The 23,538-nt window shown below is 61.8% G+C and carries 18 protein-coding genes and 3 pseudogenes; 18 read left to right on the top strand and 3 right to left on the bottom strand.

Annotation, left to right across the window (positions count from 1 at the left end; all coding sequences use genetic code 11):
- Positions 1–4 precede the first annotated feature (4 nt).
- The 6 genes and pseudogenes from IPK59_15250 to IPK59_15225 all read left to right on the top strand — a co-directional run bounded on the left by IPK59_15250 (position 5) and on the right by IPK59_15225 (position 5,038).
- Positions 5–1,147: pseudogene (locus IPK59_15250) on the top strand (spermidine/putrescine ABC transporter substrate-binding protein).
- 152 nt (positions 1,148–1,299) lie between these two features.
- On the top strand, positions 1,300–2,172 hold the full coding sequence (locus IPK59_15245) for an ABC transporter permease (protein ID MBK8160058.1): 873 nt from the start codon (positions 1,300–1,302) through the stop codon (positions 2,170–2,172).
- A gap of 14 nt (positions 2,173–2,186) precedes the next feature.
- Positions 2,187–3,002, top strand: coding sequence for an ABC transporter permease (locus IPK59_15240; GenBank protein ID MBK8160057.1), 816 nt, complete (start codon positions 2,187–2,189; stop codon positions 3,000–3,002).
- A 98-nt stretch (positions 3,003–3,100) separates the two neighbouring features.
- Complete coding sequence (locus IPK59_15235) at positions 3,101–3,742, top strand: glutathione S-transferase family protein (protein MBK8160056.1); 642 nt, start codon at positions 3,101–3,103, stop codon at positions 3,740–3,742.
- Positions 3,743–3,839: 97 nt separating this feature from the next.
- On the top strand, positions 3,840–4,469 hold the full coding sequence (locus IPK59_15230; GenBank protein MBK8160055.1) for a hypothetical protein: 630 nt from the start codon (positions 3,840–3,842) through the stop codon (positions 4,467–4,469).
- Positions 4,466–5,038, top strand: a complete 573-nt coding sequence (locus IPK59_15225; protein MBK8160054.1) for a DUF924 domain-containing protein — start codon at positions 4,466–4,468, stop codon at positions 5,036–5,038. The genes IPK59_15230 and IPK59_15225 overlap by 4 nt, the downstream gene beginning before the upstream one ends.
- 9 nt (positions 5,039–5,047) lie before the next feature.
- Here IPK59_15225 and IPK59_15220 read toward each other — a convergent pair whose 3' ends face one another.
- Positions 5,048–5,395, bottom strand: coding sequence for a DUF1636 domain-containing protein (locus IPK59_15220; protein MBK8160053.1), 348 nt, complete (start codon positions 5,393–5,395; stop codon positions 5,048–5,050).
- Between the two features lie 144 nt (positions 5,396–5,539).
- Between IPK59_15220 and IPK59_15215 the strand changes: the two genes are divergently transcribed.
- The 5 genes and pseudogenes from IPK59_15215 (at position 5,540) to IPK59_15195 (ending at position 11,545) form a co-directional block, all read left to right on the top strand.
- The gene (locus IPK59_15215; GenBank protein ID MBK8160052.1) at positions 5,540–6,907 is read left to right on the top strand and encodes an SEL1-like repeat protein; all 1,368 of its coding nucleotides are present in this window, start codon (positions 5,540–5,542) and stop codon (positions 6,905–6,907) included.
- Positions 6,908–7,141: 234 nt separating this feature from the next.
- Positions 7,142–8,839: a hypothetical protein gene (locus IPK59_15210; GenBank protein MBK8160051.1), complete on the top strand. Its 1,698-nt coding sequence runs from the start codon at positions 7,142–7,144 to the stop codon at positions 8,837–8,839.
- 291 nt (positions 8,840–9,130) lie between these two features.
- Positions 9,131–10,279, top strand: coding sequence for an AFG1 family ATPase (locus IPK59_15205; GenBank protein ID MBK8160050.1), 1,149 nt, complete (start codon positions 9,131–9,133; stop codon positions 10,277–10,279).
- A gap of 153 nt (positions 10,280–10,432) precedes the next feature.
- Positions 10,433–11,396: pseudogene (gene mdh / locus IPK59_15200) on the top strand (malate dehydrogenase).
- Positions 11,393–11,545, top strand: coding sequence for a hypothetical protein (locus IPK59_15195; protein ID MBK8160049.1), 153 nt, complete (start codon positions 11,393–11,395; stop codon positions 11,543–11,545). The pseudogene mdh and the gene IPK59_15195 overlap by 4 nt, the downstream one beginning before the upstream one ends.
- Before the next feature lie 79 nt (positions 11,546–11,624).
- Here IPK59_15195 and IPK59_15190 read toward each other — a convergent pair whose 3' ends face one another.
- Positions 11,625–11,807, bottom strand: a complete 183-nt coding sequence (locus IPK59_15190; protein MBK8160048.1) for a hypothetical protein — start codon at positions 11,805–11,807, stop codon at positions 11,625–11,627.
- A gap of 15 nt (positions 11,808–11,822) precedes the next feature.
- On the opposite strand from IPK59_15190, the gene sucC reads away from it, so the two are divergent.
- From sucC to IPK59_15155, 7 genes and pseudogenes are all read left to right on the top strand, one after another.
- Positions 11,823–12,989, top strand: coding sequence for an ADP-forming succinate--CoA ligase subunit beta (gene sucC, locus IPK59_15185; protein ID MBK8160047.1), 1,167 nt, complete (start codon positions 11,823–11,825; stop codon positions 12,987–12,989).
- A 6-nt stretch (positions 12,990–12,995) separates the two neighbouring features.
- Positions 12,996–13,871, top strand: coding sequence for a succinate--CoA ligase subunit alpha (gene sucD, locus IPK59_15180; protein MBK8160046.1), 876 nt, complete (start codon positions 12,996–12,998; stop codon positions 13,869–13,871).
- A gap of 350 nt (positions 13,872–14,221) precedes the next feature.
- Positions 14,222–17,113: a 2-oxoglutarate dehydrogenase E1 component gene (locus IPK59_15175; GenBank protein MBK8160045.1), complete on the top strand. Its 2,892-nt coding sequence runs from the start codon at positions 14,222–14,224 to the stop codon at positions 17,111–17,113.
- A gap of 49 nt (positions 17,114–17,162) precedes the next feature.
- Positions 17,163–18,412 (top strand): annotated as a pseudogene (gene odhB, locus IPK59_15170) (2-oxoglutarate dehydrogenase complex dihydrolipoyllysine-residue succinyltransferase).
- Position 18,413: 1 nt separating this feature from the next.
- Positions 18,414–19,133: a peptidase C39 family protein gene (locus IPK59_15165; protein ID MBK8160044.1), complete on the top strand. Its 720-nt coding sequence runs from the start codon at positions 18,414–18,416 to the stop codon at positions 19,131–19,133.
- Positions 19,134–19,190: 57 nt separating this feature from the next.
- Positions 19,191–20,594: a dihydrolipoyl dehydrogenase gene (locus IPK59_15160; GenBank protein MBK8160043.1), complete on the top strand. Its 1,404-nt coding sequence runs from the start codon at positions 19,191–19,193 to the stop codon at positions 20,592–20,594.
- Between the two features lie 29 nt (positions 20,595–20,623).
- Positions 20,624–22,504, top strand: a complete 1,881-nt coding sequence (locus IPK59_15155) for a tetratricopeptide repeat-containing sensor histidine kinase (protein MBK8160042.1) — start codon at positions 20,624–20,626, stop codon at positions 22,502–22,504.
- Here the strand turns inward: IPK59_15155 and IPK59_15150 are convergent.
- Entirely contained in the window at positions 22,486–23,478 is a 993-nt protein-coding gene (locus IPK59_15150) for a cellulase family glycosylhydrolase (protein ID MBK8160041.1), read from the bottom strand. The genes IPK59_15155 and IPK59_15150 overlap by 19 nt on opposite strands.
- Positions 23,479–23,538: the final 60 nt, after the last annotated feature.

Raw genomic sequence — 23,538 nt, 5'->3', positions numbered from 1 at the left:
TGAGATGACCGATCCACGCAAGGAATTTATCGCCCAGCTGCGCCGCTACCAGATGGGCTCGATCTCGCGCCGGCACTTCCTCGGCGTCACCGGCCTTGGCACCGCGATGGCCGTGATGGCCGGCGCCGTCCCCGGCTTTCGTCCGCGTCCGAGCTTTGCCGGCGATATCGGCGACAAGGTCTCGCTGACCAGCTGGCCAAACTATCACGACCCCGCCAATCTCGAAAAGTTCAAGGAGCTGACGGGGGCCGCGGTCGAACTCACCGTGTTCGGCTCGAACGAAGAGATGTATGCGAAGCTCAAGGCCGGCGGCACCGGCTAGGACGTCTTCGTACCGACCAACTACACCATCGCCAACTATGTCGAGGCAGATCTTATCGATCCGCTCGACGTGGCGCAGGTGCCAAACTTTGACCCGGCCTCCTATGCCGATCCGCGCATGACCGAGCCTGGCACGGTCAACGGCAAGATCTACGCGCTGCACAAGGATTGGGGCACCACCGGCTTTGTCCAGAACACGAAGAACCTGCCCGACAAGCTGACATCGTGGAAGGAATTCTGGGATGTGACCAAGGACAAGGCCACGGGCCGCGTCATGGTCCATGACTACCAGCTCACCACCATCGGCAATGCGCTCAAATATTTCGGCTACTCGTTCAACTCGATCGACGAGAAGGAATTGGCCGACGCGGAGAAGCTGCTGCTCGAGGTGAAGCCGCATCTCTTTGGCATCAGCAGCGACTACCAGCCCGCGCTTCGCAATGGCGATGCCTGGATGTCGGTGGCCTGGACCGGCGATGGCAAGCAGTTGCACAAGGACATTCCGGAAATCATCTATGTGCTGGGCAAGGAAGGCGGCGAGATCTGGTCCGATTTCTATGCCGTGCCGAAGGAAGCGCCGAACAAGAAGGGCGCCTATGCGCTCATCAACTTCCTGCTCGATCCAACGGTGAACGCGGCCGAACTCGCCGTCCACGGCTATCCCATCGCCGACAAGCGGGTCATCGCCCTGCTGCCGCCGGAGGTGGCCACCGACCCGATCATGTACCCGGCGGCCGAACTGCTCTCGCCGCTCGAGTTCGGTGCCGGCAATGTGCTGACCAACCCGGCCCGCGCCGAAATCATGGCGCGGTTCAAGTCGGCGTAGAATCTCGCTCTATCCCACTTCGCTCGTAGCCCCTCTCCCTCGCGGGAGAGGGTTGGGTGAGGGGGTCCATCCGCGAGTCCGCCGTCACCACCCCTCACCCTACCCTCTCTCGCGAGGGGAGAGGGTTTGCATCGAGACTTTAGACTATCCAAATGACCACAGCCGCTCTCAAGGAAAAACGCCGGCAAGGCCGATGGAATGCGCTGCTGCTGGCGCCCTCCGGGCTGTGGTATCTGATGCTGCTCATCCTGCCGCTCATTGTCATCATGGTCTATTCGGTGGGCGAGCGGGCGCCGACCGGCGGCTATCAGGCGGGCTTCACCTTCGACAACTATCTCAACATCGGCGCGCGCTGGACGGCGTTCAAGAACACGCTGATGCTGGCGCCAACCGGGACCCTCATCTGTTTGCTCGCCGGCTATCCGCTGGCCTATTTCCTGGCGGTGAAGGCCAATCCGCGGATGCGCCTCTTCCTCCTCATCCTGGTGGTGGTGCCGTTCTGGACCAGCTTCCTCATCCGCACCTATGCCTGGATGTTCATCTTAGGGGGTCGCGGCCTGCCGCATCTCCTGGAGTTGATCGGCATCGAGGGTGTGCGGTTCATCAACACGCCCTTCGCGGTGCTGGTCGGCATCGTCTACGGCTATCTGCCGCTGATGGTGTTCCCGATCTTCGTCAGCCTTGAAAAGCTCGACAAACGCCTGCTGGAAGCCTCCGACGACCTTGGGGCCTCGCCCTTTGCGACCTTTCGCCAGATCACGCTGCCCTTGTCGGCGCCGGGCATGATCACGGGATGCATGCTGGTTTTCATCCTTCTCATGGGCGAGTTCCTGATCCCCGCGATGCTGGGGGGCGGCAAGGTGTTCTTCATCGGCAATGCGCTGGTGGACCTGTTCCTGCAAAGCCTCAACTGGCCGTTCGGATCGGCCTGTGCCATGGCGCTGGTCGTCATCATGATGGTGACCGTGGGTCTGTATCTCAAGGCGACGCGCGCGACCGGTGGTCGCGACGTGTCGTTGATGTGAGGGATCGGATCATGCTGCGCGCCTATTCCGCCTTCATCTATCTGTTCCTCTATGCGCCGATCGCCCTCATCGTCGTGTTCAGCTTCAACAGCGGCAACAACGCCTCGGACTTCCAGGGCTTCGGTGTCGACTGGTACTTCAAGGCAGCCAATAACAGCCTGATGCTGGCTGCCTTGCAGAACAGCATCATCGTTGCTGCGACCTCCTCCGTACTGGCGACGGTGATGGGGACGATGGCAGCGATCGCCTTGCAGAATGTGCGCGGCCCCCTGCGCACGATCTTCGATGGGCTCACCTATATCGCCATCATGGTGCCCGGCATCGTCATCGGCATTGCGACCTTGATCGCGCTGGTCACGACCTTCGACGCCGCCAATACCGTGCTGGCCACCATCTGGCCGGGCGAAACGCCGCCCAAGCTCAGCCTGGGTTACGGATCGATCATCGCCGCCCATACATTGTTCGCCATGGCGCTCGTGATCATCATCGTGCGCGCCCGCATCGCCGGGATGGACCGCAGTCTCATCGAAGCTTCGGCCGATCTCTATGCCGATCCGATGGCCACCTTCCGCCAGGTGACATTGCCGCAGCTGATGCCGGGTATCGTTGCCGGCTTCCTGCTCTCCTTCACCTTCAGCTTCGACGATTTCGTCATCGCGTTCTTCGTGGCAGGTTCCAAGAACACCTTGCCGATCTATGTCTTCTCCTCGATCCGCCGCGGGGTGACACCCGAGATCAACGCGATCGGCACGGCCGTCATGCTGTTCTCGCTCACCGCCCTCATCACGGCACAGGTTTTGCTGCGCCGCGGCGGCAAGCAGGGTCGCTGATCCATCCTGCCCACGCATTGTCAGCCTGCCGCCAGGGCATTGGCGCGGGGCCATGGCTTGCCCTATAAAGTAGCTGAATTGAAAACAGGGGAGACCACATGTACACGCTTTTCTGGTCGCACAATTCGGCCTCGATCGCCGCGCATTATTGCCTGGAGGAAGCCGGTGCGAAATACGACACCGTGCTGGTCGACATGTCGAAGGACGGTCACAAGCAGCCGGACTTCCTTAAAGTAAGCCCGGCCGGCAAGCTTCCCGCCATGAAGCTGCCGGAAGGCGGCTACATCACCGAATGCGCCGCCATCTCGCTGCTCATCGCCGACCGCTTTCCGCAAGCCGGCCTTGCCCCCGCCGCCACCGACCCGCAGCGCGGGCCTTTCCTGATGTGGCTCTTCCACCTCAACAACACGCTGCAGCCGGCGATGCTGCGCTACTATTATCCCGACCGCGTCACCTCTGACGCCGCCGGGATCAAGGGTGTCCAGGACATGGCGCAGGCGGAAATCGCCGATCTCTGGTCGCGCATCGACGCGCATCTCGCCAAGAACGGCCCCTTCCTGCTGGGCGATCGTTTCTCGGCCGCCGATGCGCTCTGCTACATGCTCTCCACCTGGCAGGATTGCTGCCCCGGCACCTATAAGCGTTTTCCGTCCTTGCGCCGCCTCGCTGAGAAGGTCCGTGCCCGCCCGGCCATCGCCCGCGTCGCCGAAATGAACGATGTGGGGCCGGTCGCGGCGTGAGCGACGGCATTTCGGCCGCTAAGCGAAATGTCCCTGGGATACAGCCGAGGGAAGTCTATTTGACGCGCCCGGCCCCCCGTTCGCGATGGGATGATGCTTGGCATTTTATGAGAGTGAAGATCGCAATTCCATCATTGCGCTTGTCTCGATCGGTGCCGGTGCTGTTGGATTCGCAGCGGGCGCATTGGTTGCGCCGCCGGATTCCCTCGGCTATGCATTTTTACCCGGCGGCGCGGCACTTCTCCTGATGTTCTGGTATCTGGAGTTCTATCGACCCGGCTTGCACGAAGAAAAGCTGCGGCAGGATATTCTGACCTTGGCAGGCAGCTCAACTGAGAGCCTGGTGTTCAATGACGGCAGCAAAGATCGCTTCCAACCGAAAGGCGCTTTCTGGCTTAGACATCGCAGCATCGCGATCGGCTTTGATCCCCAACATCAACTGGCGCGTTGTGTCTTCAGCCTGTCGAAGGCGATACACATGGATTGGATATACGGATTTGAAACACTGACACAACTCGAAGTGCTCGAAGGTCCGCTTTCCGGACTTGGCAATCGACTCCGGCACGTCCTGGGTCTGCAGCCCAAGACCGCTATGATGCTGCGACAGACGGACGTTAACGGGCAGAGTGTCGATTTACCGTTGCATCAGCCACACGTCGACAAAGCTCGCGAACTGGTCCGCCAAGTCAACTTTCACCGCCCCAAATCGGCACTGGGCGCGTTATGACCGACCCCCGTTCCGTTATCGATTTCTGGTACGCGCCCGGCGCACACGCGCTCTGGTTCGAGAAGGACAAAGCCTTCGACGAGGAAATCCGCGCGCGTTTTGGCACCGCCGTCCTTGCGGCACAGATGGGCGAGCTCGATTCCTGGGCGGCAACGCAGATGGGCGCGTTGGCGCTCCTCATCCTCCTCGACCAGATGGCGCGCAACATCTATCGCGGCCAGGCGAAGGCCTTTCTCGGCGATGGGCGGGCCCTTGCCATCGCCAAGGTGGCCATCGACCGTGATCTCGACAAGGGCCTGCCGTTCGACCAGCGGCGCTTCTTCTATCTGCCCTTCGAACATGCCGAGGACATGGCCAATCAGGACCGCTCGATCGACCTGTTCACCCGGCTCTATCAAGAAACGGCCGGTGCGGACAAGAAAGATGCCGAGGTCCAGCTCGATTACGCCCATCGCCATCGCGACATCATCAGGCGCTTTGGCCGCTATCCCCATCGCAATGAGGCGCTGGGCCGGCCCTCGACGGACGATGAGATTGCTTTCCTGAAAGCGCCGGGCAGTTCGTTCTAGCTGGTTGATCTAGCTGGGCTGGGCCGGTATCCGTCCGATGATCTTGCGCCGGATCGCCTTGGGACGTTCCAGCAGTTTGGTCTGGCCATCGGGTTTCGCGGCATAGATCTGCGCCAGTTCGACAAGTGCCGCGCGATCCTCGGCCGGGTCGATCTCGGCCAGCATATAGGTGGCCTTGCCCGGCGCGCTCAGGGCGACACTCAGGGGCCGCGTGCAGTTCGACATGCAGGCGGTGCCGATCACCTGGAAATCCGCCGGCAGGCCGGCATCTGCAAGATCGTCGATAAGACCCGGCCCCAGCGGCGCCTCGGTGGGGCCGCGCTTACAGGTGGTGCAGACGAAGAGGGTATGGGTCACGGCTTCCAGCGCTCCTGATGAGGGGTGGCAGCCTTAGCAAGGGGATGCTGCCTGCGCAAGCGGGATGGACTTCCGGGGCAAGCTGGCTTTTGGCAGGCTGTTTATGTAGATTGCGCGCCACGAAGCAACCGGAACGAGCCCCTGATGCGCCGCCTTCTGCTGTCCACCGCTGCCATTCTTCTGTCGGCGCAAGTCGGCCTGAGCCTGCCCGCTTCCGCCGACTACATTGCCGCCGAGACGGCACTGCAGGCGGGCGATATCGCCACCGCCATCCCGCTGCTGGCCGAGGAGGCCAAGCTCGGCAACCCGGTGGCGGCGTTCAACCTCGCCAAGATCTACGAAGATGGTGCCGCCGGCGTCCCCGATTTCACCCAGGCCGCCACCTATTACCGGATCGCCGCCGAAATCGACACGGCGCCGCGGTATAATGGAGCGGCCCTTGGTGTGCAGGGTCCGCAGTTGATCGCGGCGGCACAGAAATACGGGCAGTTCGCCCTCGGCCGTCTTTATGAAAGCGGCAAGGGCGTGCCGCAGGACAATCTCGAGGCGCTGGCCTGGTACACGCGGTCCGCCGATCTCGGCAATATTCAGGCGATGCTGAAGCTTGCGATCCTGCACCGTGACGGCCTGCCTGGGGTAGCACCTGACCTGGAGCGCAGCGCATCCTGGCTGCAGCGAGCCGCCGATTCCGGCAGCATCGCCGCCATGAATGAACTGGGTCGGGCCTATCTCAATGGCCTTGGCGTGATCCCAAACCAGCAGGAAGCGGCGCGCTGGTTCGAGAAAGCCGCCGCGGGCGGCAGCGTCGCCGCAGAGTATAATCTGGGTCAACTCTACCGCGCCGGTATTGGCGGCCAGCCGGATTATGTGCGGGCTGTCGAGCACTTTGAGCGCGGCGCCAACGCCAAGGATGCGGCATCGATGATGGCGCTGGGCGATCTCTATGCAGCGGGTCAGGGCCTGCCGCCGGATCGCTCGCAGGCTCATGCCTGGTACAGGCTTGCTGCCGATTATGGCGCCGCCGATGGCACGGCCAAGGCCGCTTCGCTCGCCGCACTGATGACACCGCAGGAAATGGCCACGGCCACGGCCTTGCACGATAGCTGGCAGCCTAAGGCCAAGGAGGCCGCCCTGCCCGAACCGAGCGTGGCACCCGTAGCAGTCCCCCAATCGGATGTCAGCGAACCGGTCGCCGCGCAACCGGTTGCGCCAGTAGCACCAGAGCCAGCAGCAAATGCGCCGGCGCCCGATTTGCCGCCCTTGTTCGAGGAAATGGCGCCGAGTGCCACCCAGCCACTTGCTGACGCGCCGGCACCCATCATCCCGGCTGAGCCTGCCATGACAGCGCCAGCGCCGGTCCTGACGACGGAGCCGGCTACGCCTGTTGTCACCATGCCGGCGCAAGCGCCCTTGCCCACCTCGACGCCGACGGCACCGACCACCGATCCAACCCTTCCGCTGATACCGGGCGCGCCGCAGCCGGGGGCGAAGCCTTTTGTACCGACGCCCTAGCTCGGGAACTGGGTTCCATTTGTCGCGAATGTCCGGCATCCGGCCCGACCGGACCGGTGACATTGTGCGTCGGATCACATAAACGTCAGCTATGCATTGCTTGCCACCACCCATCTGATATAGGCGGCGGCAACGAGAAACGCGATCCGCCAGCGATGGTCGCTTGCAGGTCATCTTTCCGCCGCAATGGCTTTGTCTCATTGTCGGCGGTTGTTCAATTGAGGAGTGAGTATGATGGGGCGTTGGTGGAAATCCGGGCATATCTCGAAGCTGGGCCTGGTATCGAGAGAGACCTTGGCTGCGGGCAGTGTCGCTGCCCTGCTGCTGGTGGCGGCCTGTGGCGATGATGCCGATAAAGCGGCCGGCGAGAATGCGGCCGAGACCGTTTCGGCGGTGGTGATCGACCCCGCAGAGGCGCCCATCATCCAGAAAGCGACCGAAGAATATCTGCAGCTTGCGGCGGGCAATGCCGAGCAGCGCATCATCCATTTCAGTGCCGTGAAGGTGACCCCCGGGTCTGACGCCTTCGACGTTGCGATCGAAAACCTCGTCGTGGGCGTCAAGATCGGCGACCAATGGGCCGACAGCCGCCTGGAAGTCGGCACCGTGACCTACCGCCTGGTTCCGACGGAAGGCAAGGGCTACCGCGCCAGCGACCTCAAACACGCTGCCGAGATGCCGGTCCTCGACAAGGACAACAAGAAGACGGGCATCTTCGGCATGACCACGAAGGCCTTTTCCGCCGACTGGTCGACCGAGATCGGCAACGTCATGAACCTCGATTGGCAGGCGGCAAGCATCGCCGTGTCGCCGCTCGATGCGGCAGGGGTCCCGGATGCCAAGGCCGGCGGCCTCCAGATCGCCAGCGTCGATTGGAAGACAACCAGTGCTGACAAGGGCAATGGCGTCTACGACCAGATCAGCACGTTCTCGGCCGGTGATTTCCTGATCAAGACCACCGACGGCGTCAACGTCAAGATCGGCAAAGTGTCCGGCAGTGGCGGCTATACCGATATCAAGCTGAAGGAAGCTGCTGCCAAGGGCCGCGAAGTCCAGAAGCTGATGAGCGACATGGCCGAGCGGTCGGAAGCGGCCAAGCAGGCAGCGGCGACGGCGGGTAACGGGACTGCGACCGATCCTGCCAATCCGCCGGTTCCGGCGCCGATGTCGCCGGAAGAAGCCAAGCAAATGGGCGATCTGATCAAAAGCATCGCCGGGTTGTTCGGCGGCTTCAGCTATGACGTGGCGATGGAGAACCTCCACACCACCGATCTGTCGGGCACCGAGCCCTTCAGCCTGGCCAAGATCGGGTTTGCGATGGGCATCGCGGGTCTCAACACTGAGAAGGCCGCCGTCAATCTTGGATTCAGCCATGACGGGCTTAAGATCAGCAGCCCGGAACTCAACCAGTTGCCGCTCTTTGCCAAGCTGCTGCCGGCTTCCGGCAAGCTTGACCTGAACCTTGCCGATGTGCCGTCCAAGGAGCTGTGGCAGCTGCTCGGCGACAACTTCCCGACATTGGTCTCATCCAATCCGGCACAGGCCGAGGCGGCCGCCGGGGTGATGTTCATTGCCATGCAACAATTGCTGCAGAAGGCCCCGATGAAGCTCACCGTCGCCCCGTCAGGCCTCTCTTCGGAGGTGCTCCAGCTCGATGCGACAGGTGCCTTTGATGTGAAGCCCGACGCTGTCTTTGGCCTTGTGGGGGCGCTCGATATCGGCCTGCACGGTCTCGACGAAGCCATGAAGCTGGCCAATGAGGCGGCCCAGAGTTCGCCTGAAGCCGCCCAGATCGTCGGTGGTCTTGCCATGATCCAGTCGATGGCAAAGCGCGAAGACGGCAGCGACGGCAAGCCGGTCGACAAGCTGAAGCTGGAGGTCGATGCGATGGGCGACGCCAAGGTGAACGGCATGTCGCTGTCCGGTATGTGAACCCTTTCTTCACTTTCGTGATGCTAGAACCGCGTCGGTCACAGCTGATCGGCGCGGTTTTTTTTGGTTGATCGAAATGAGGATCAAGCCAGGCAACGAAGACGACTGGATGCGCGGTGATGGCGCGTGAACTGTTGCATCGATGACTCAGTCGCTGCGGAATCTGTGGTGGTCGCGCCACGCCCGAATCACTTCTGTGTGGATAAGCGCAAAAAAATATGTTGTGATATGCGTGACATGCATATTGACCGAGTCGCGATTTCTGCAACGACCGACATGTTGGTCGCATCCATGAGTGATGACGGGCCCCTCCCCGCCTATCGCGCGATGCAGCGTGGCGGTCGCCTGCACCATGACGCTGCGCAAGAGCTCGCAGCGGAGAAGCTGCAATCGCTTTACAACGCTCTCAAGAATTATCGCCCCGATCCGGTCGGCGAGGCCGGTGGCCTGCGCAGCTGGGCGGAGCGCCTGGGTCTTGCGCGCCGCCGCGATGAAGCGGCACCGCAGGGTCTCTACCTCTATGGCGGGGTCGGCCGCGGCAAGTCGATGCTGATGGATCTGTTCTTCGCGCATGCTCCGGTGGAGCGCCGTCGCCGCGTTCATTTCCACGCCTTCATGCTGGAAGTGCATGACCAGCTGCATCAATCGCGCCAGGAAAAGCCCACACAGGTAGACCTGATTCCGGCATTGGCAGAACACCTCGCCGCCCAATGCACACTCATCTGCTTTGACGAATTCCATGTCACCAACATCGCCGACGCGATGATCCTGGGGCGTCTCTTCAGCGCCCTCTTCGAGCGCGGCGTGGTGATGGTGGCAACCTCGAACTGGGCGCCGGACGATCTCTACAAGGGCGGCCTGCAGCGTGACCAATTCCTGCCCTTCATCGCTCTGCTGAAGGAGAAGCTGGACGTCCTGGAGCTGGATGGCGGCCGCGATTACCGGATGGCGCGTCTCAAGGACATGACCGTTTATCACTATCCGCTGGGCGAACTGAGCAGCCGCCAGATGCGCGATGCCTTTGCCCGGATGACCGATAACCAGCCACCGATCGCAGCGACCCTCCTCGTCCAGGGGCGCCAGCTCGAAATCCTGCGCCAGGTCAGCAACGCCCACGGCCGGGTCGCCTGGTTTGACTTCGACGAATTATGCGCGCGCCCCTTGGGGGCAGCCGACTACCTCGCCATCGCGACCCATTATGACGTGGTTCTGTTGGACCAGGTCCCGAAGCTGGATGCAGATCGCCGCAACGAAGCACGCCGCTTCATGACGCTGATCGACGAACTTTACGAACACAAGGTGACAACGATCGTTGCCGCGGCGGACAGACCGGAGCGTCTCTACCCGGCCGGCGACGGCGTGTTCGAATTCGAGCGCACGATCTCGCGCTTGAACGAAATGCAGTCGGTCGATTACCTGACCCGACCGCATTTGACGTGACTTGAGTGAGAATTTTCGCGAGAAGAGTTAATGCCTCTTGCCCTTGTGGCAATTTCGAGTTATTAACTCAACATCTAGAGGAGTGCGCTTAAAGCGCAGGTGCATTGCCTAATCGAAATCGTGGCAATGCGTAAGAGGCATCAGGATTACAGAATGGCACGGAAGAAGATAGCCCTTATCGGCGCGGGTCAGATCGGCGGCACATTGGCGCTGTTGGCTGGCCTCAAGGACCTCGGCGATATCGTCATGTTCGACGTTGTCGACGGAGTACCGCAGGGCAAGGCGCTCGACATCGCGCAGGCGTCTCCGGTCGAAGGCTTCGACGGCAAATATGTCGGCGCCAGCGACTACAAGGCCATCAAGGGTGCCGATGTCATCATCGTCACCGCCGGCATCCCGCGTAAGCCGGGGATGAGCCGCGACGATCTCATCGCCACCAATGCCAAGGTCATGGACAGCGTCGGCAAGGGGATCAAGAAATACGCCCCCAAGGCCTTCGTCATCTGCATCACCAATCCATTGGACGTCATGGTCTATGTTCTGCAGCAGGCCTCTGGCCTGCCGGAGAGCCATGTTGTCGGCATGGCGGGTGTCTTGGATTCCGCCCGCTTCCGCTATTTCCTGGCCGAGGAGTTCAAGGTCTCGGTCGAGGACGTCACCGCCTTCGTGCTGGGTGGCCATGGCGATACCATGGTGCCGCTCGCCCGCTACTCCACGGTTGCCGGCATTCCTTTGCCCGATCTGGTGAAGATGGGCTGGACCACCCAGGAAAAGCTCAACACCATCATCCAGCGCACCCGTGACGGCGGCGCTGAGATCGTCAATCTCCTGAAAACGGGTTCCGCCTTCTACGCGCCGGCCAGTTCCGCGATCGCGATGGCCGAATCCTATCTCAAGGACAAGAAACGGGTTCTCCCCTGCGCGGCCTATCTGACGGGCCAGTATGGGGTAAAGGGACTCTATGTCGGCGTACCGGTCGTCATCGGTGCGTCTGGCGTAGAGAGTGGTCGAGATCGACCTCAACAAGGCTGAAAAGTCGATGTTTGATAAGTCGGTCGCGGCCGTAAGGGGCCTCATCGATGTGGTGAGGAAGCTTCAACGAGGAGAGAAGCAATGAAGAAGACCATCGAACTGGCGGCCAAGAAGGTTGCCAAAAAAGCTGCTAAGAAGACCGTGAAGAAGACCACGAAGAAGGCCGCTGCCAAGAAGCCGGCAGCGAAGAAGACTGCGAAAAAGACGGCAAAGAAGGCCGCCAAGAAGAAGTAGTTTCGGGCTTCTTTTCGAAGCTCAAAACGGCCTGCGACGGCGACAGTCCTATTTCCATGTTGTTACGACGGGTTTCAGTTCAATTGGCTTGAACCCGGCGGGCATGGTGATAGAGTGCGATCTGCTGCACCACAGCAAATCGTCGGCTGTCGCTGTCGCCCGCTTTTTTTCTTAAGAATTTATAAGAACTTCCTAGGAAATAATCGCGCGGCTCGGTGGCTGGCGAACGACCGCCGAGGTGCAGTCCTTCGCAACGCAGCAAAGCGGGTCACCCTGGATGAACATCCATGAATATCAGGCGAAAGCCCTGATCCGGAAATTTGGCGTCGCCGTCCCGGACGGTCATGTCGCCTATTCCGCCGACGAAGCCGTCCAAGCATCGCAGAAATTAGGTGGCGGTCTTTGTGTCGTAAAGGCACAGATCCATGCCGGCGGCCGCGGTAAGGCGGGCGGCGTCAAGGTCGCCAAGACGGAGGGTGAGGTCCGCGACCTCGCCAAATCCATGCTCGGCATGACCCTGGTCACGCATCAGACCGGCCCCGTGGGCAAGGTCGTGAAGCGGATCTATGTCGAAGCCGGCTGCGACATCAAACGCGAGCTCTATCTCGGCATGCTGGTCGACCGCGCCACCTCGCGCATCACCATCATGGCCTCCGAAGAAGGCGGCATGGAGATCGAAGAGGTCGCCGCCTCGCACCCCGAAAAGATCCTGAAGATTGCGATCGACCCGGTGATGGGCGTGCAGCCCTTCCACGCGCGCCAGGTCGCCTTCTTCCTGAAGCTGACCGGCAACCAGATCGGCTCAGCCACCAAATTCATCATGGCCCTCTACAAGGCGTTCACCGAGCTCGATTGCTCGATCGTCGAAGTCAATCCGCTGGTCATCACCGGCGCCGGCGACGTGCTGGCCTTGGATGCCAAGATCAATTTCGACGACAACGCCCTCTTCCGTCATAAGGACGTCGAAGATCTGCGCGATCCGGATGAAGAAGATCCGGCCGAGCTTGAAGCCGCCAAGCACAGCCTCAACTACATCAAGCTCGACGGCTCGATCGGCTGCATGGTCAACGGTGCCGGCCTTGCCATGGCGACGATGGACATCATCAAACTCTATGGCGGGTCGCCGGCGAACTTCCTCGACGTCGGCGGTGGCGCCACCAAGGAACGTGTCACGGCGGCCTTCAAGATCATTCTGTCCGATCCCAATGTCGAAGGCATCCTGGTCAATATCTTCGGCGGCATCATGCGCTGCGATGTCATCGCCGAGGGCGTGGTCGCGGCCGCGCGCGAAGTGAGCCTGCATGTGCCACTGGTCGTGCGTCTCGAAGGCACCAATGTCGAATTGGGAAAGAAAATTCTGGCGCAGTCCGGGCTTCCCATCCTGTCCGCCGACAATCTTGCGGACGCGGCCGAAAAGGTCGTCAAAGCCGTGAAGGAGGCTTGAGGAATCATGTCCGTACTCGTCAATAAGAACACCAAAGTCATCTGTCAGGGTTTCACCGGTGCGCAAGGCACGTTCCATTCGGAGCAGGCCATTGCCTATGGCACCAAGATGGTGGGCGGCGTCACCCCCGGTAAGGGCGGCACCAAGCATCTCGACCTGCCGGTCTTCGACACGGTCATCGACGCGGTCGCCAAGACCGGCGCGAATGCCAGCGTCATCTATGTCCCGCCTCCCTTCGCGGCAGATGCGATCCTGGAAGCAATCGACGCCAGGCTGCCGCTGGTCGTTTGCATCACCGAGGGCATCCCGGTCCTCGATATGGTGCGCGTGAAGCGCGCGCTGGCCAATTCCGGCACGCGTCTCATCGGGCCCAACTGCCCGGGCGTCATCACGCCGGAAGAATGCAAGATCGGCATCATGCCGGGCCATATCCACCGCAAGGGCAAAATCGGTATCGTGTCGCGTTCCGGCACGCTCACCTATGAAGCCGTGGCGCAGACGACGGCGGCCGGTCTCGGCCAGTCGACCTGCATCGGCATCGGCGGCGACCCGGTCAACGGCACCAATTTCGTCGACTGCCTGGAACTGTTCATGGCCGATGACGAGACCCAGGGCATCGTCATGATCGGCGAAATCGGTGGCAATGCCGAGGAAGACGCAGCCGAGTTCTACAAGGCCTCCAAGAAGAAGAAACCCATCGTCGGCTTCATCGCCGGCGTCACGGCGCCTCCGGGCCGCCGCATGGGCCATGCCGGCGCCATCATCAGCGGTGGCAAGGGCGGTTCGGGCGACAAGATCGAAGCCATGCGCTCGGCTGGCTACGTAGTCGCCGATTCCCCCGCCAGCCTCGGCTCGTCCATGCTGAAAGCGATGGGCAAGTAAGGGTGCTGCCGATCCCAAATGGGTCCGGTTACCGACCAAACACCACTGCCATGCCAGATCCCGGGTTGATATCCCGGGATCTGGTTGCTATCTGGAAAAAGTCCTTCTCCGGCCGTGTGCTGCGGGAAATCGTAACCATTGGGTAACCATCCCATGCGCAAATATCCGCGGGGTTCTCGCCGGCATAATCAGGCAATTTCCTGAGGGGAGATCCCCTCCCGGGCAAATGGGCATGAGACCCAGCTACCGGGCTACTGAACCAGAACTGCTTTCCTGAAGGCCTTGGGTAACAGGGGCTAGACCTTTTGGTGGCTTGACCTACTCAGGGCATCGGCCCAAACGGGTGAACTATGAACCAGCCAATCGCCAATTTTCTTTCCGGTCCCAACGCGCCCTTCATCGAAGAGCTCTATGCGAAGTATCTCGCCGACCCCAACTCGGTCGACGCTTCCTGGCGCGGCTTCTTCGAGGATCTCAAGGAAGAGGCGCCGCTCGCGCTGAAGGACCTGCGCGGCGCCAGCTGGGCACCGCGCGAACGCGACGTTGAAATCGCCCGCAAGGGCGACCGTGGCGGCAACGGCAGCGCCAATGGCACCGCCATGGACAGCGGCATTCGCACTTTTGCCGGCGGGCATGTCAGCGCGGCGGAGCAGCGGCGCGCGGCCCAGGACAGCCTCCGCGCCATCATGCTGGTGCGCGTCTACCGTGTCCGCGGCCATCTCGAAGCCAATCTCGATCCACTCGATCTGAAACCGCGCGAGAAGCATGCCGATCTCGACTACCGCACCCACGGCTTCACCGATGCCGATCTCGACCGCGAGATTTTCCTTGATGGCGCCATGGGCTTCGAGACGGCGACGCTCCGACAATTGATGCACGCGCTCCGCCAGACCTATTGCGGGTCGATCGGCGTCGAATACATGCACATCCAGGATTCCGATCAGCGCAAATGGCTGCAGCAGAAGATGGAAGGCAGCCGCAACCAGCGCGACTTCACGGATCGTGGCAAGCGGGCCATCCTCGAGCGCCTGACCGAAGCACAGATGTTCGAGAACTTCCTCGACAAGAAATACACCGGCACCAAGCGTTTCGGCCTAGATGGCGGCGAAACCACCATCCCGGCGCTTGAGCAGATCATCAAGCGGGGCAGCCAGCTCGGCATCAAGGAAGTCGTCATCGGCATGGCCCATCGCGGCCGTCTGTCGGTGCTTGCCAATTTCATGAACAAGCCCTATGCGGCGATCTTCTCGGAATTCCAGGGCAATGCCTCGAATCCGGAGGACGTGCAGGGCTCGGCCGACGTCAAATACCATCTCGGCACCTCGGCCGACCGCGAGTTCGACGGCCGCATCGTGCACCTGTCACTGACCGCCAACCCGTCGCATCTGGAATGCGTGAACACGGTCGTCCTCGGCAAGGTTCGCGCCAAGCAGGACCAGCGCAAGGACAAGAACCGCGAGCAGGTCATGGGCCTGCTGCTGCATGGCGACGCCGCGTTCTCGGGCCAGGGCCTGGTCCCGGAATGCCTCGACCTCAGCCAGCTCTTCGATTACGAGGTCGGCGGCACGATCCACTTCATCATCAACAACCAGATCGGCTTCACCACCAGCCCGACTGCCTCGCGCTCCGGCCCCTATTGCTCGGACGTCGCCAAGGCGGTGCAGGCACCGATCTTCCACGTCAATGGCGACGATCCGGAAGCCGTGCTGCATGTCGCGCGCATTGCCATGGAATTCCGTCACGAGTTCAATCACGACGTGATCATCGACATGTTCTGCTATCGCCGCTTCGGTCACAACGAAAGCGACGAGCCGGCCTTCACCCAGCCCTTGATGTACAAGAAGATCGCCACCCAGCCGACCACGCGACAGATCTACGCACAAAAGCTCATCGATGAAGGCACGATGAGCCAGGCGGAGGTGGATGGCATCATGAACGCCTTCCAGGCCAGGCTGGAAGCCGAGTTTGAAGCATCAACCTCCTACAAGCCCAACAAGGCCGATTGGCTGGAGGGCGCCTGGGCCGGCCTTGCGGCGGCGTCAGGTGACGATCGCCGAGGCGAGACATCGCTCAGCGATGAAAAACTGCAGATGATCGGCAAGGCGCTCACCACGACCCCGGCAACGTTCAATCTCAACCGCAAGATCACCCGCCAGCTCGCCCAGAAGGAAGAGATGTTCAAGACGGGCGAAGGCATCGACTGGGCGACCGGCGAAGCCCTGGCCTTTGGCGGGCTGCTGGATGAGGGTTTCGGCGTTCGCCTCTCCGGCCAGGATTGCAAGCGCGGCACATTCAGCCAGCGGCACGCGGCCCTGGTCGACCAGGAGAACGAGGACGAGTTCGTTCCCCTGAACCATATTCGCGACGGGCAGGCCTTCTTCGAGGTGATCAACAGCCCATTGTCCGAAGCCGGCGTGCTTGGCTTCGATTACGGCTACAGCCTTGCCGAACCGAAGACCCTGGTGCTGTGGGAAGCCCAGTTCGGCGATTTCGCCAACGGCGCCCAGGTCATCATCGACCAGTTCATCTCATCGGGCGAATCAAAATGGCTGCGCATGTCGGGCCTCGTCATGCTGCTGCCCCATGGCTATGAGGGCCAGGGGCCGGAGCACTCATCCGCCCGCATGGAGCGCTATCTGCAATCCTGCGCCGATGACAACATGCAGGTGGTGAACCTCACCACGCCGGCCAACTACTTCCATGCCTTGCGCCGTCAGCTGCATCGGAATTTCCGCAAGCCGCTGATCGTCATGACCCCGAAATCGCTGCTGCGGCACAAGCTTGCGGTCTCGAAGCTCTCGGAGATGGGCCCTGGCACCAGCTTCCACCGGTTGCTGTGGGACGACAACACCAAGCTCGTCGACAAGAAGGTGAAGCGGGTCGTGCTGTGTTCCGGCAAGGTCTATTACGACCTGTTCGAGGAGCGCGAGAAGCGTGAAATTGACGACGTCTACATCATGCGCGTCGAGCAATTGTTCCCCTTCCCGGACAAGGCGCTCAACAAGGAATTGGCCCGTTTCCCCGGCGCCGAGATCGTCTGGTGCCAGGAAGAGCCCAAGAATATGGGTGGCTGGACCTTCGTGGCGCCGGAAATCGACACGGTAATGGAGACCCTTGGCACCAAACAGCGCCGCGTGCGTTATGTGGGTAGGCCCGCTTCGGCCTCGCCCGCCACCGGCCTTTACAAGAGACATATCAAGGAACAGGCGAAACTGGTCGACGAAGCGCTCAGCTTCAGCTGACGAAACGTCCCTGGCATCGCCCCAAATCATCGGCTTCTGGAGGTAGAGAATGACAACCCCGATCACGGTTCCCGCCTTGGGTGAATCGGTCAGCGAGGCAACGGTCGCCAAATGGATGAAGAATGTCGGCGATGCCGTGAAAAAGGATGAGGCGCTGGTCGAGCTGGAGACTGACAAGGTCACTGTCGAGGTCTTCGCCAGTGTCGCCGGCACCTTGGGTGAGATCATCGCTCCCGCCGGCACCACGGTCGCCGTCGGCACACTGATCGGCAATATCACCGCCGGTGGCGCGGCCGCAGCACCCGCCGCCAAGGCGCCTGCGGCCGCCGCGGCACCGGCACCTTCCGTCGCCAAGGTGGCGCCAGCCGCCCCGGTCGCCAGTGGCGATGATCGCCTGGCCCCCGCCGTGCGCAAGCTGATCGAGGAAAGCGGCCTCAATCCCGCCGACATCTCGGCGAGCGGGAAGGACGGCCGCCTGACCAAGGCGGATGTGCTGGAGCATCTGGAGAAAAGAAGTCGGCCCCCGCTGCCGCCCCGGCACCGGTCGCAGTTGCCGCGCCGGCCGCCCCCGCGGCGCCCCATGTCCCGCGGGCACTCGGTGAGCGCGAGGAGCGCGTGCCGATGTCGCGTCTCAGGAAGCGTATCGCCGAGCGATTGAAGCAGGCGCAGAACACGGCCGCCATGCTGACCACCTTCAACGAGGTGGATATGTCGGCCGTCATGGCGCTCCGCGAGAAGTACAAGGAAGGTTTCGAAAAACGCCACAAGGTGAAGCTGGGCTTCATGTCCTTCTTCGTGAAGGCTGCCATCCAGGCATTGAAGGAGATTCCGGCGGTCAATGCCGAGATCGACGGCGGCGACATCATCTACAAGAACCATTACGACATCGGCGTCGCGGTCGGTACCGAACAGGGACTGGTGGTCCCGGTTGTACGCGACGTCGACGCCATGAGCTTTGCCGGCATCGAAAGCACCATTGCCGAGCTTGGCAAGAAGGCCCGCGACGGCAAACTTTCCATCGAGGATCTGACCGGCGGCACCTTCACCATCTCCAATGGCGGCACCTATGGCTCGCTGATGTCGACGCCGATCATCAATCCGCCGCAATCGGCCATCCTCGGCATGCACAAGATCCAGCAGCGCCCGATGGTCATCGACGGCAAGATCGAGATCCGTCCGATGATGTATCTGGCCCTCTCCTATGATCATCGCATCATTGATGGCCGCGAGGCCGTCACCTTCCTGGTGCGCCTCAAGGAAAGCCTCGAGGATCCGCAGCGCCTGCTGATCGAGATGTGAGATGGCGATCGCAAAGCGGAAACCCGGATCGGCCGCCGAGAGCAAGAGCGCTAAGAAGGTCGCCGTCGTGAAGTCGAAACGGCGGCGGCTGCCCTATTACAATCAGACCACCGATTTCAGCTGCGGGGCTGCGTCGCTGCTGATGGCGATGCGTGGGCTGGACAAGGATATTCCCTTCGACCGGGTGCATGAGTTGCAGGTCTGGCGGGAAGCCAACACCGTCTACATGGGTGCCGGCCATGCCGGCTCGTCGCCTTACGGTATCGCCCTGGCCGCCTGGCGCCGTGGCTTCCATGCCGAGATCTGGGTCAGCCACAAGGGTGCCGTGCTGCTGGATTACCAGAAGAAGCCTGAATGGCGGAAGGCCGGCAAGTTGATGCAGGAAGCTGACGAGGCCAGCGTGCGGGAGTTGGGCATGCCGGTCGAGAAGCGCAAATGGGATATAGCCGATCTGGCGCAGGCCCGCGCCGAGGGTGCCGTGCCCATTGTTCTCGTGTCGACCAAGGCCTTCCACGGCGACAATACCCCGCATTGGGTGGTGTTCGCGGACAGCGACGACAGCCAAGTCTATATCAATGACCCTTGGATCTCGCGCAACAAGGGTCAGACCGCAAAATTCCAGACCGGCCGCGCTGCCACGCATGCGGCTTTCATGAACATGGCGAAGTATGGTCCGCGCAATGAACGAGCCGTCGTTCTGATCCGCGGGCCGCAGATCTAGAGACGAGACCGCGTAGAGAAACGAAGCGGCGCGCCGGCGCCACAAGGGAGTTAGGCTATGGCTGAAGAATCCTTCGACGTCGTCGTCATCGGTGGTGGTCCAGGCGGCTATGTCTGCGCCATCAAGGCGGCGCAACTGGGTCTCAGCGTCGCCTGCATCGAAAAGCGCGGCGCACTCGGCGGCACCTGCCTCAATGTCGGCTGCATTCCCTCGAAGGCCCTGCTGGCGTCTTCCGAGAAATATGAAGAGGCCGGTCATCACCTGGCGGCCCATGGCATCAAGGTGAGCGGCGTCGCCCTCGATCTTGCCGCCATGCAGGCGCGCAAGGACAAGGTGGTGGGTGAACTCACCAAGGGCATCGAGTTCCTGTTCAAGAAGAACAAGATCACCTATCTCAAGGGCACCGGCACCCTGCAGGGTAACGGCAAGGTTGCAGTGAGCGGCGAGACGAAGCAGGTGGTGACCGCCAAGAACATCGTCATCGCGACGGGCTCGGATTCAACTCCGCTGCCCGGCCTCACCATCGACGAGAAGAAAATCGTGACCTCGACCGGCGCTCTCACCCTCGACAAGGTGCCGGAGCATCTCGTGGTGGTGGGCGGGGGCGTCATCGGCCTGGAGCTCGGTTCCGTCTGGCGACGTTTGGGGGCCAAGGTGACCGTGGTCGAATTTCTCGACCGCATCGTCCCCACCATGGACACCGAGATCGGTGCGCAGTTCCAGAAGCTCCTCGCCAAGCAAGGTATCGAGTTCCGCCTTGGCCAGAAAGTGACCGGCGCGAAAGCCAAGGGCGCCAAGACCGAACTGACTGTCGAGCCAGCGAAGGGCGGTACTGGAGAAAGCATCGTCGCCGACATCGTGCTGGTCTCGATCGGCCGGCGCCCCTATGTCGAGGGCCTCGGCCTCGACAAGGCTGGTGTGAAGCTGGATGAGAAGGGCCGCATCGCCACCAATGGCCATTTCGCGACCAATGTCCCTGGCATCTTTGCCATCGGCGATGTCATCGTCGGCCCCATGCTGGCGCACAAGGCCGAGGAAGAAGGTGTTGCCCTGGCCGAGATTCTCGCCGGCCAGAAGGGCCATGTGAATTACGACACCTGTCCGAACATCGTCTATACCCAGCCGGAACTCGCCTCGGTCGGCAAGACCGAGGAGGAATTGAAGGCAGCCGGTATCGCCTACAAGGTGGGCAAGTTCCCGTTCATGGTCAATGCGCGGGCGAAGGCAGCAGGCGATACCGATGGCAGCGTCAAGCTGCTGGCCGATGCCAAGACCGATCGGCTGCTCGGCGCCCATATTCTTGGCCCGGGTGCTGGCACCTTGATCCATGAATGCGTCATGGCGATGGAATTTCAGGCGTCGGCGGAGGATGTCGCCCGCGCCTTCCACGGCCACCCGACGCACAATGAGGCGATCAAGGAAGCGGCACTCGCCATCAGCAGCAAGACAATCCACATGTAGTCTCGCGGAAGGTCGGAATCGAAGAGGCAATGCCGGAAGATGCAAGACCGACCATAGTTGCCCTGCTTGCGGAAGCAGAGAATGCGTTTGAAGGGAGTCACGCGCAGGCCCTGGGGCTGACTCTGAAAGCGCTTGCCTTGGCCCTGAGTGATGGTGATGCGGAGCTTGTCGCGCGCTGTCAGCTGGAATGCGCCCGGCAGCAGCGGGTCATGTGTCGATATGGCGAAGCACAGGCCAATCTGGAAGACAGCCTCCGTTTCTTCAGGCAGTCTGGCGACCGGCTGCACGAGGGAATAGCGCTTCGCACCTATGCGGCGATCTATGATGAAGTCGGCTTGTTCGACGAGGCCCTGGACAGTAACCAGCGCGCCCTCGCTCTGTTTGAAGAGATCAACGAGACCCATTTCAGGGCCATCTGCTTTGAAGATACCGGCAACATCATGCGTCGGCGCGGCTATCATGCCGAAGCCATAGCTGCCTTCGAGAACGGGTTGTCCTTGCTGGATGAGTTGCCGCCGGAAATGGCCATCACGCGTTCCCAGGCGCATCTTGGTGGCGGCCTCCTGGATGCCTGCCTGGAGGCTGGCGACGACACGCGCGTGCTGGCCACGGTGGGTCGCGTACTCGAGCAGGTCTGTACCATCGGCAACAGCAATCTCGAAGCCTATTGCCACAGCATGGCGGCCTTGGCGCAAGCCCGCCAGGGGGATGGCGCCGCCAGTCTCGCTACGGCGGCCACGGCGCGCCATGCCCTGGCTCGCGCCGAGTCACCCTATGAGCGCGTCGGCTGCCTGATGCATCTCGGCCGCGCCCGCGACGCCTTGGGTGATTTCAGCCAGGCACAGGCTTTGCTCTCGGAAGCGCTTGAGACGGCCGTGCTCGCCGGGATCCAGGACCTCACTCTAAAATGCCACTCTGAACTCGCGCAGATCTGCGAGCGCGGCGGCAATGTGGTCCTGGCGCTTGAGCACTTGAAGACCTTGCGGCGGCTCGAAGCCGACCTGATGAACAGCCGGACCGACATCAGGCTCGATCGGCTGCGGCTGGAGGTTGAACAGGAAAGGTCGCGCCATAGCGAAGTCGACCTCGCGCGCCAGGAATTGGAACGCCAGGTCGCCGCCCGGACCGTGGAGCTGCGCGCTGCCAAGGAAGCGGCGGAACGGGCCAACCGCACCAAGAGCATGTTTCTTGCCAATATGAGCCATGAATTGCGCACGCCCCTCAATGCCATCAATGGCTATTCGGAAGCGATGGCTCTCGAACTGTTCGGGCGCATGGGCGAGGCGCGCTATGTCGAATATGCCCGCAACATCTGGACCAGCGGTCAGCATCTTCTGTCGCTCATCAATTCGGTCCTTGATCTCTCAAAGGTCGAGGCCGGCCGGATGGAGATCTACCGCGAGACCTTGCCGGTCCGCACGCTGGTCGACGACTGCCTGGCGCTGATCATGGTGCAGGCGGAACAGAAAGACCTCGCGCTGGTTGCTGACGATATCCCGGCCGGCCTGATCGTCCAGGCCGATCCGCGCGCCCTCAAACAGGTATTGGTCAACCTGCTCGGGAATGCCCTCAAATTCACGCCACGTGGCGGCAGGATCGCCATGCGCGCGGCCAGGATCGAGAGTGGCGTCGAGATTTCCGTCACCGATAACGGGATTGGCATGGCGGAGGCCGACATTCCGCGCGCCCTCACCGTTTTCGGCCAGCTCGACAACGCCTATGCGCGCCAGAACACGGGTTCGGGCCTCGGCCTGCCGCTTGCCAAATCCCTGGTCGAACTGCATGGCGGGACACTGTCGATCAGTTCAGCGCTGCATCAAGGCACCAGCGTCATCATTCGCCTGCCCAACCTCGTCCCGGAAACGCTGGCACCCGGCCCCGCTGCGCGGAATCAATTCACCCGCAGATAGCGTTTGAGGAATGCGCCCCAGGGCGTGAGCGACCTGCCGTCGCTGCTGCGCAGGCTCGGGCCGTAATCGACATTCCAGCACCACCCTGTATAGGACAGCCCGTAGCCATCCATCATGCCCGCGAAAGGCTCGCCGAAGCTCTTTGCCGTTCCCGACCAGTGCTCCTTGGCGCCGGGCTCAAAACCCCATTCGGTGACGATGATCGGCCTCGCCTCGGCCAGACTGGCCAGGCCCTTCTCCCAGTCCTTGAGATCGTCGCGTGGATAGACATGCCAGACATAGGCGGTGTTGGCGTCGGGCAGCGGATAGTCTTCGATGCCGGACAGGTCGAAGGCCCATTGCGATCCGGCAGCCAGGATGACATTGCTGTTGCCCTGGCCGCGGATGAGATGCGTCAACTGCTGCCAATAGGGCGTCAGTTTTCGCCAGCGCGCGCCGTCGCCGGTCATATCCTCGTCATTGCCCGAAACCGGTTCGTTCCACAATTCGAACAGGATGTCGTCGTCCTTGAACGTGCCGGCAATGGCGCGCCAGAAGTCGAGCGCCAGGGACATGCGCGTATCGTACCAATCCGTCGTCTCGGCATCGCCCGCGACGAAGAACTTCTGCATGTAACCGTCCGGCCAGCCAATGACGTGATAGTCGATGATGACATAGAGCCCGGCCGCGCGCGCCCATTCGACATGCTGCGTCAAGCGCGCCAGGGCTCCCACGGAATCGTCGCGCCAGTAGCCGGGATGAATCGACAGGCGCACGACGTTGGCGCCCCATTCCTGGGCGATCTCCGGATAGGGGTCTTCATTGGCCGGCAGATCGCCGACATCGCCCATGGCAATTCCCTTGAGGCGCAGGATCTGTCCCTGGTCGATAAAGTGGTGACCTCGGATCTCAAGGGCCGCAGCCGATTGCAAACCAGGCCCTGCCGATAGCAGCAGGACGATCATGGTGACCAGGATTGGCAGCGATCTAGGCATCGGCATCCTGTCAGTCTAGCCGATCTGGCTAGCCCCTGTCGCGCCACTGACCTCGGCATC

The organism is Rhodospirillaceae bacterium (assembly GCA_016712715.1).
Lineage (GTDB): Bacteria > Pseudomonadota > Alphaproteobacteria > Dongiales > Dongiaceae > Dongia.
This window is presented reverse-complemented; position numbering and strand designations above follow the sequence as displayed.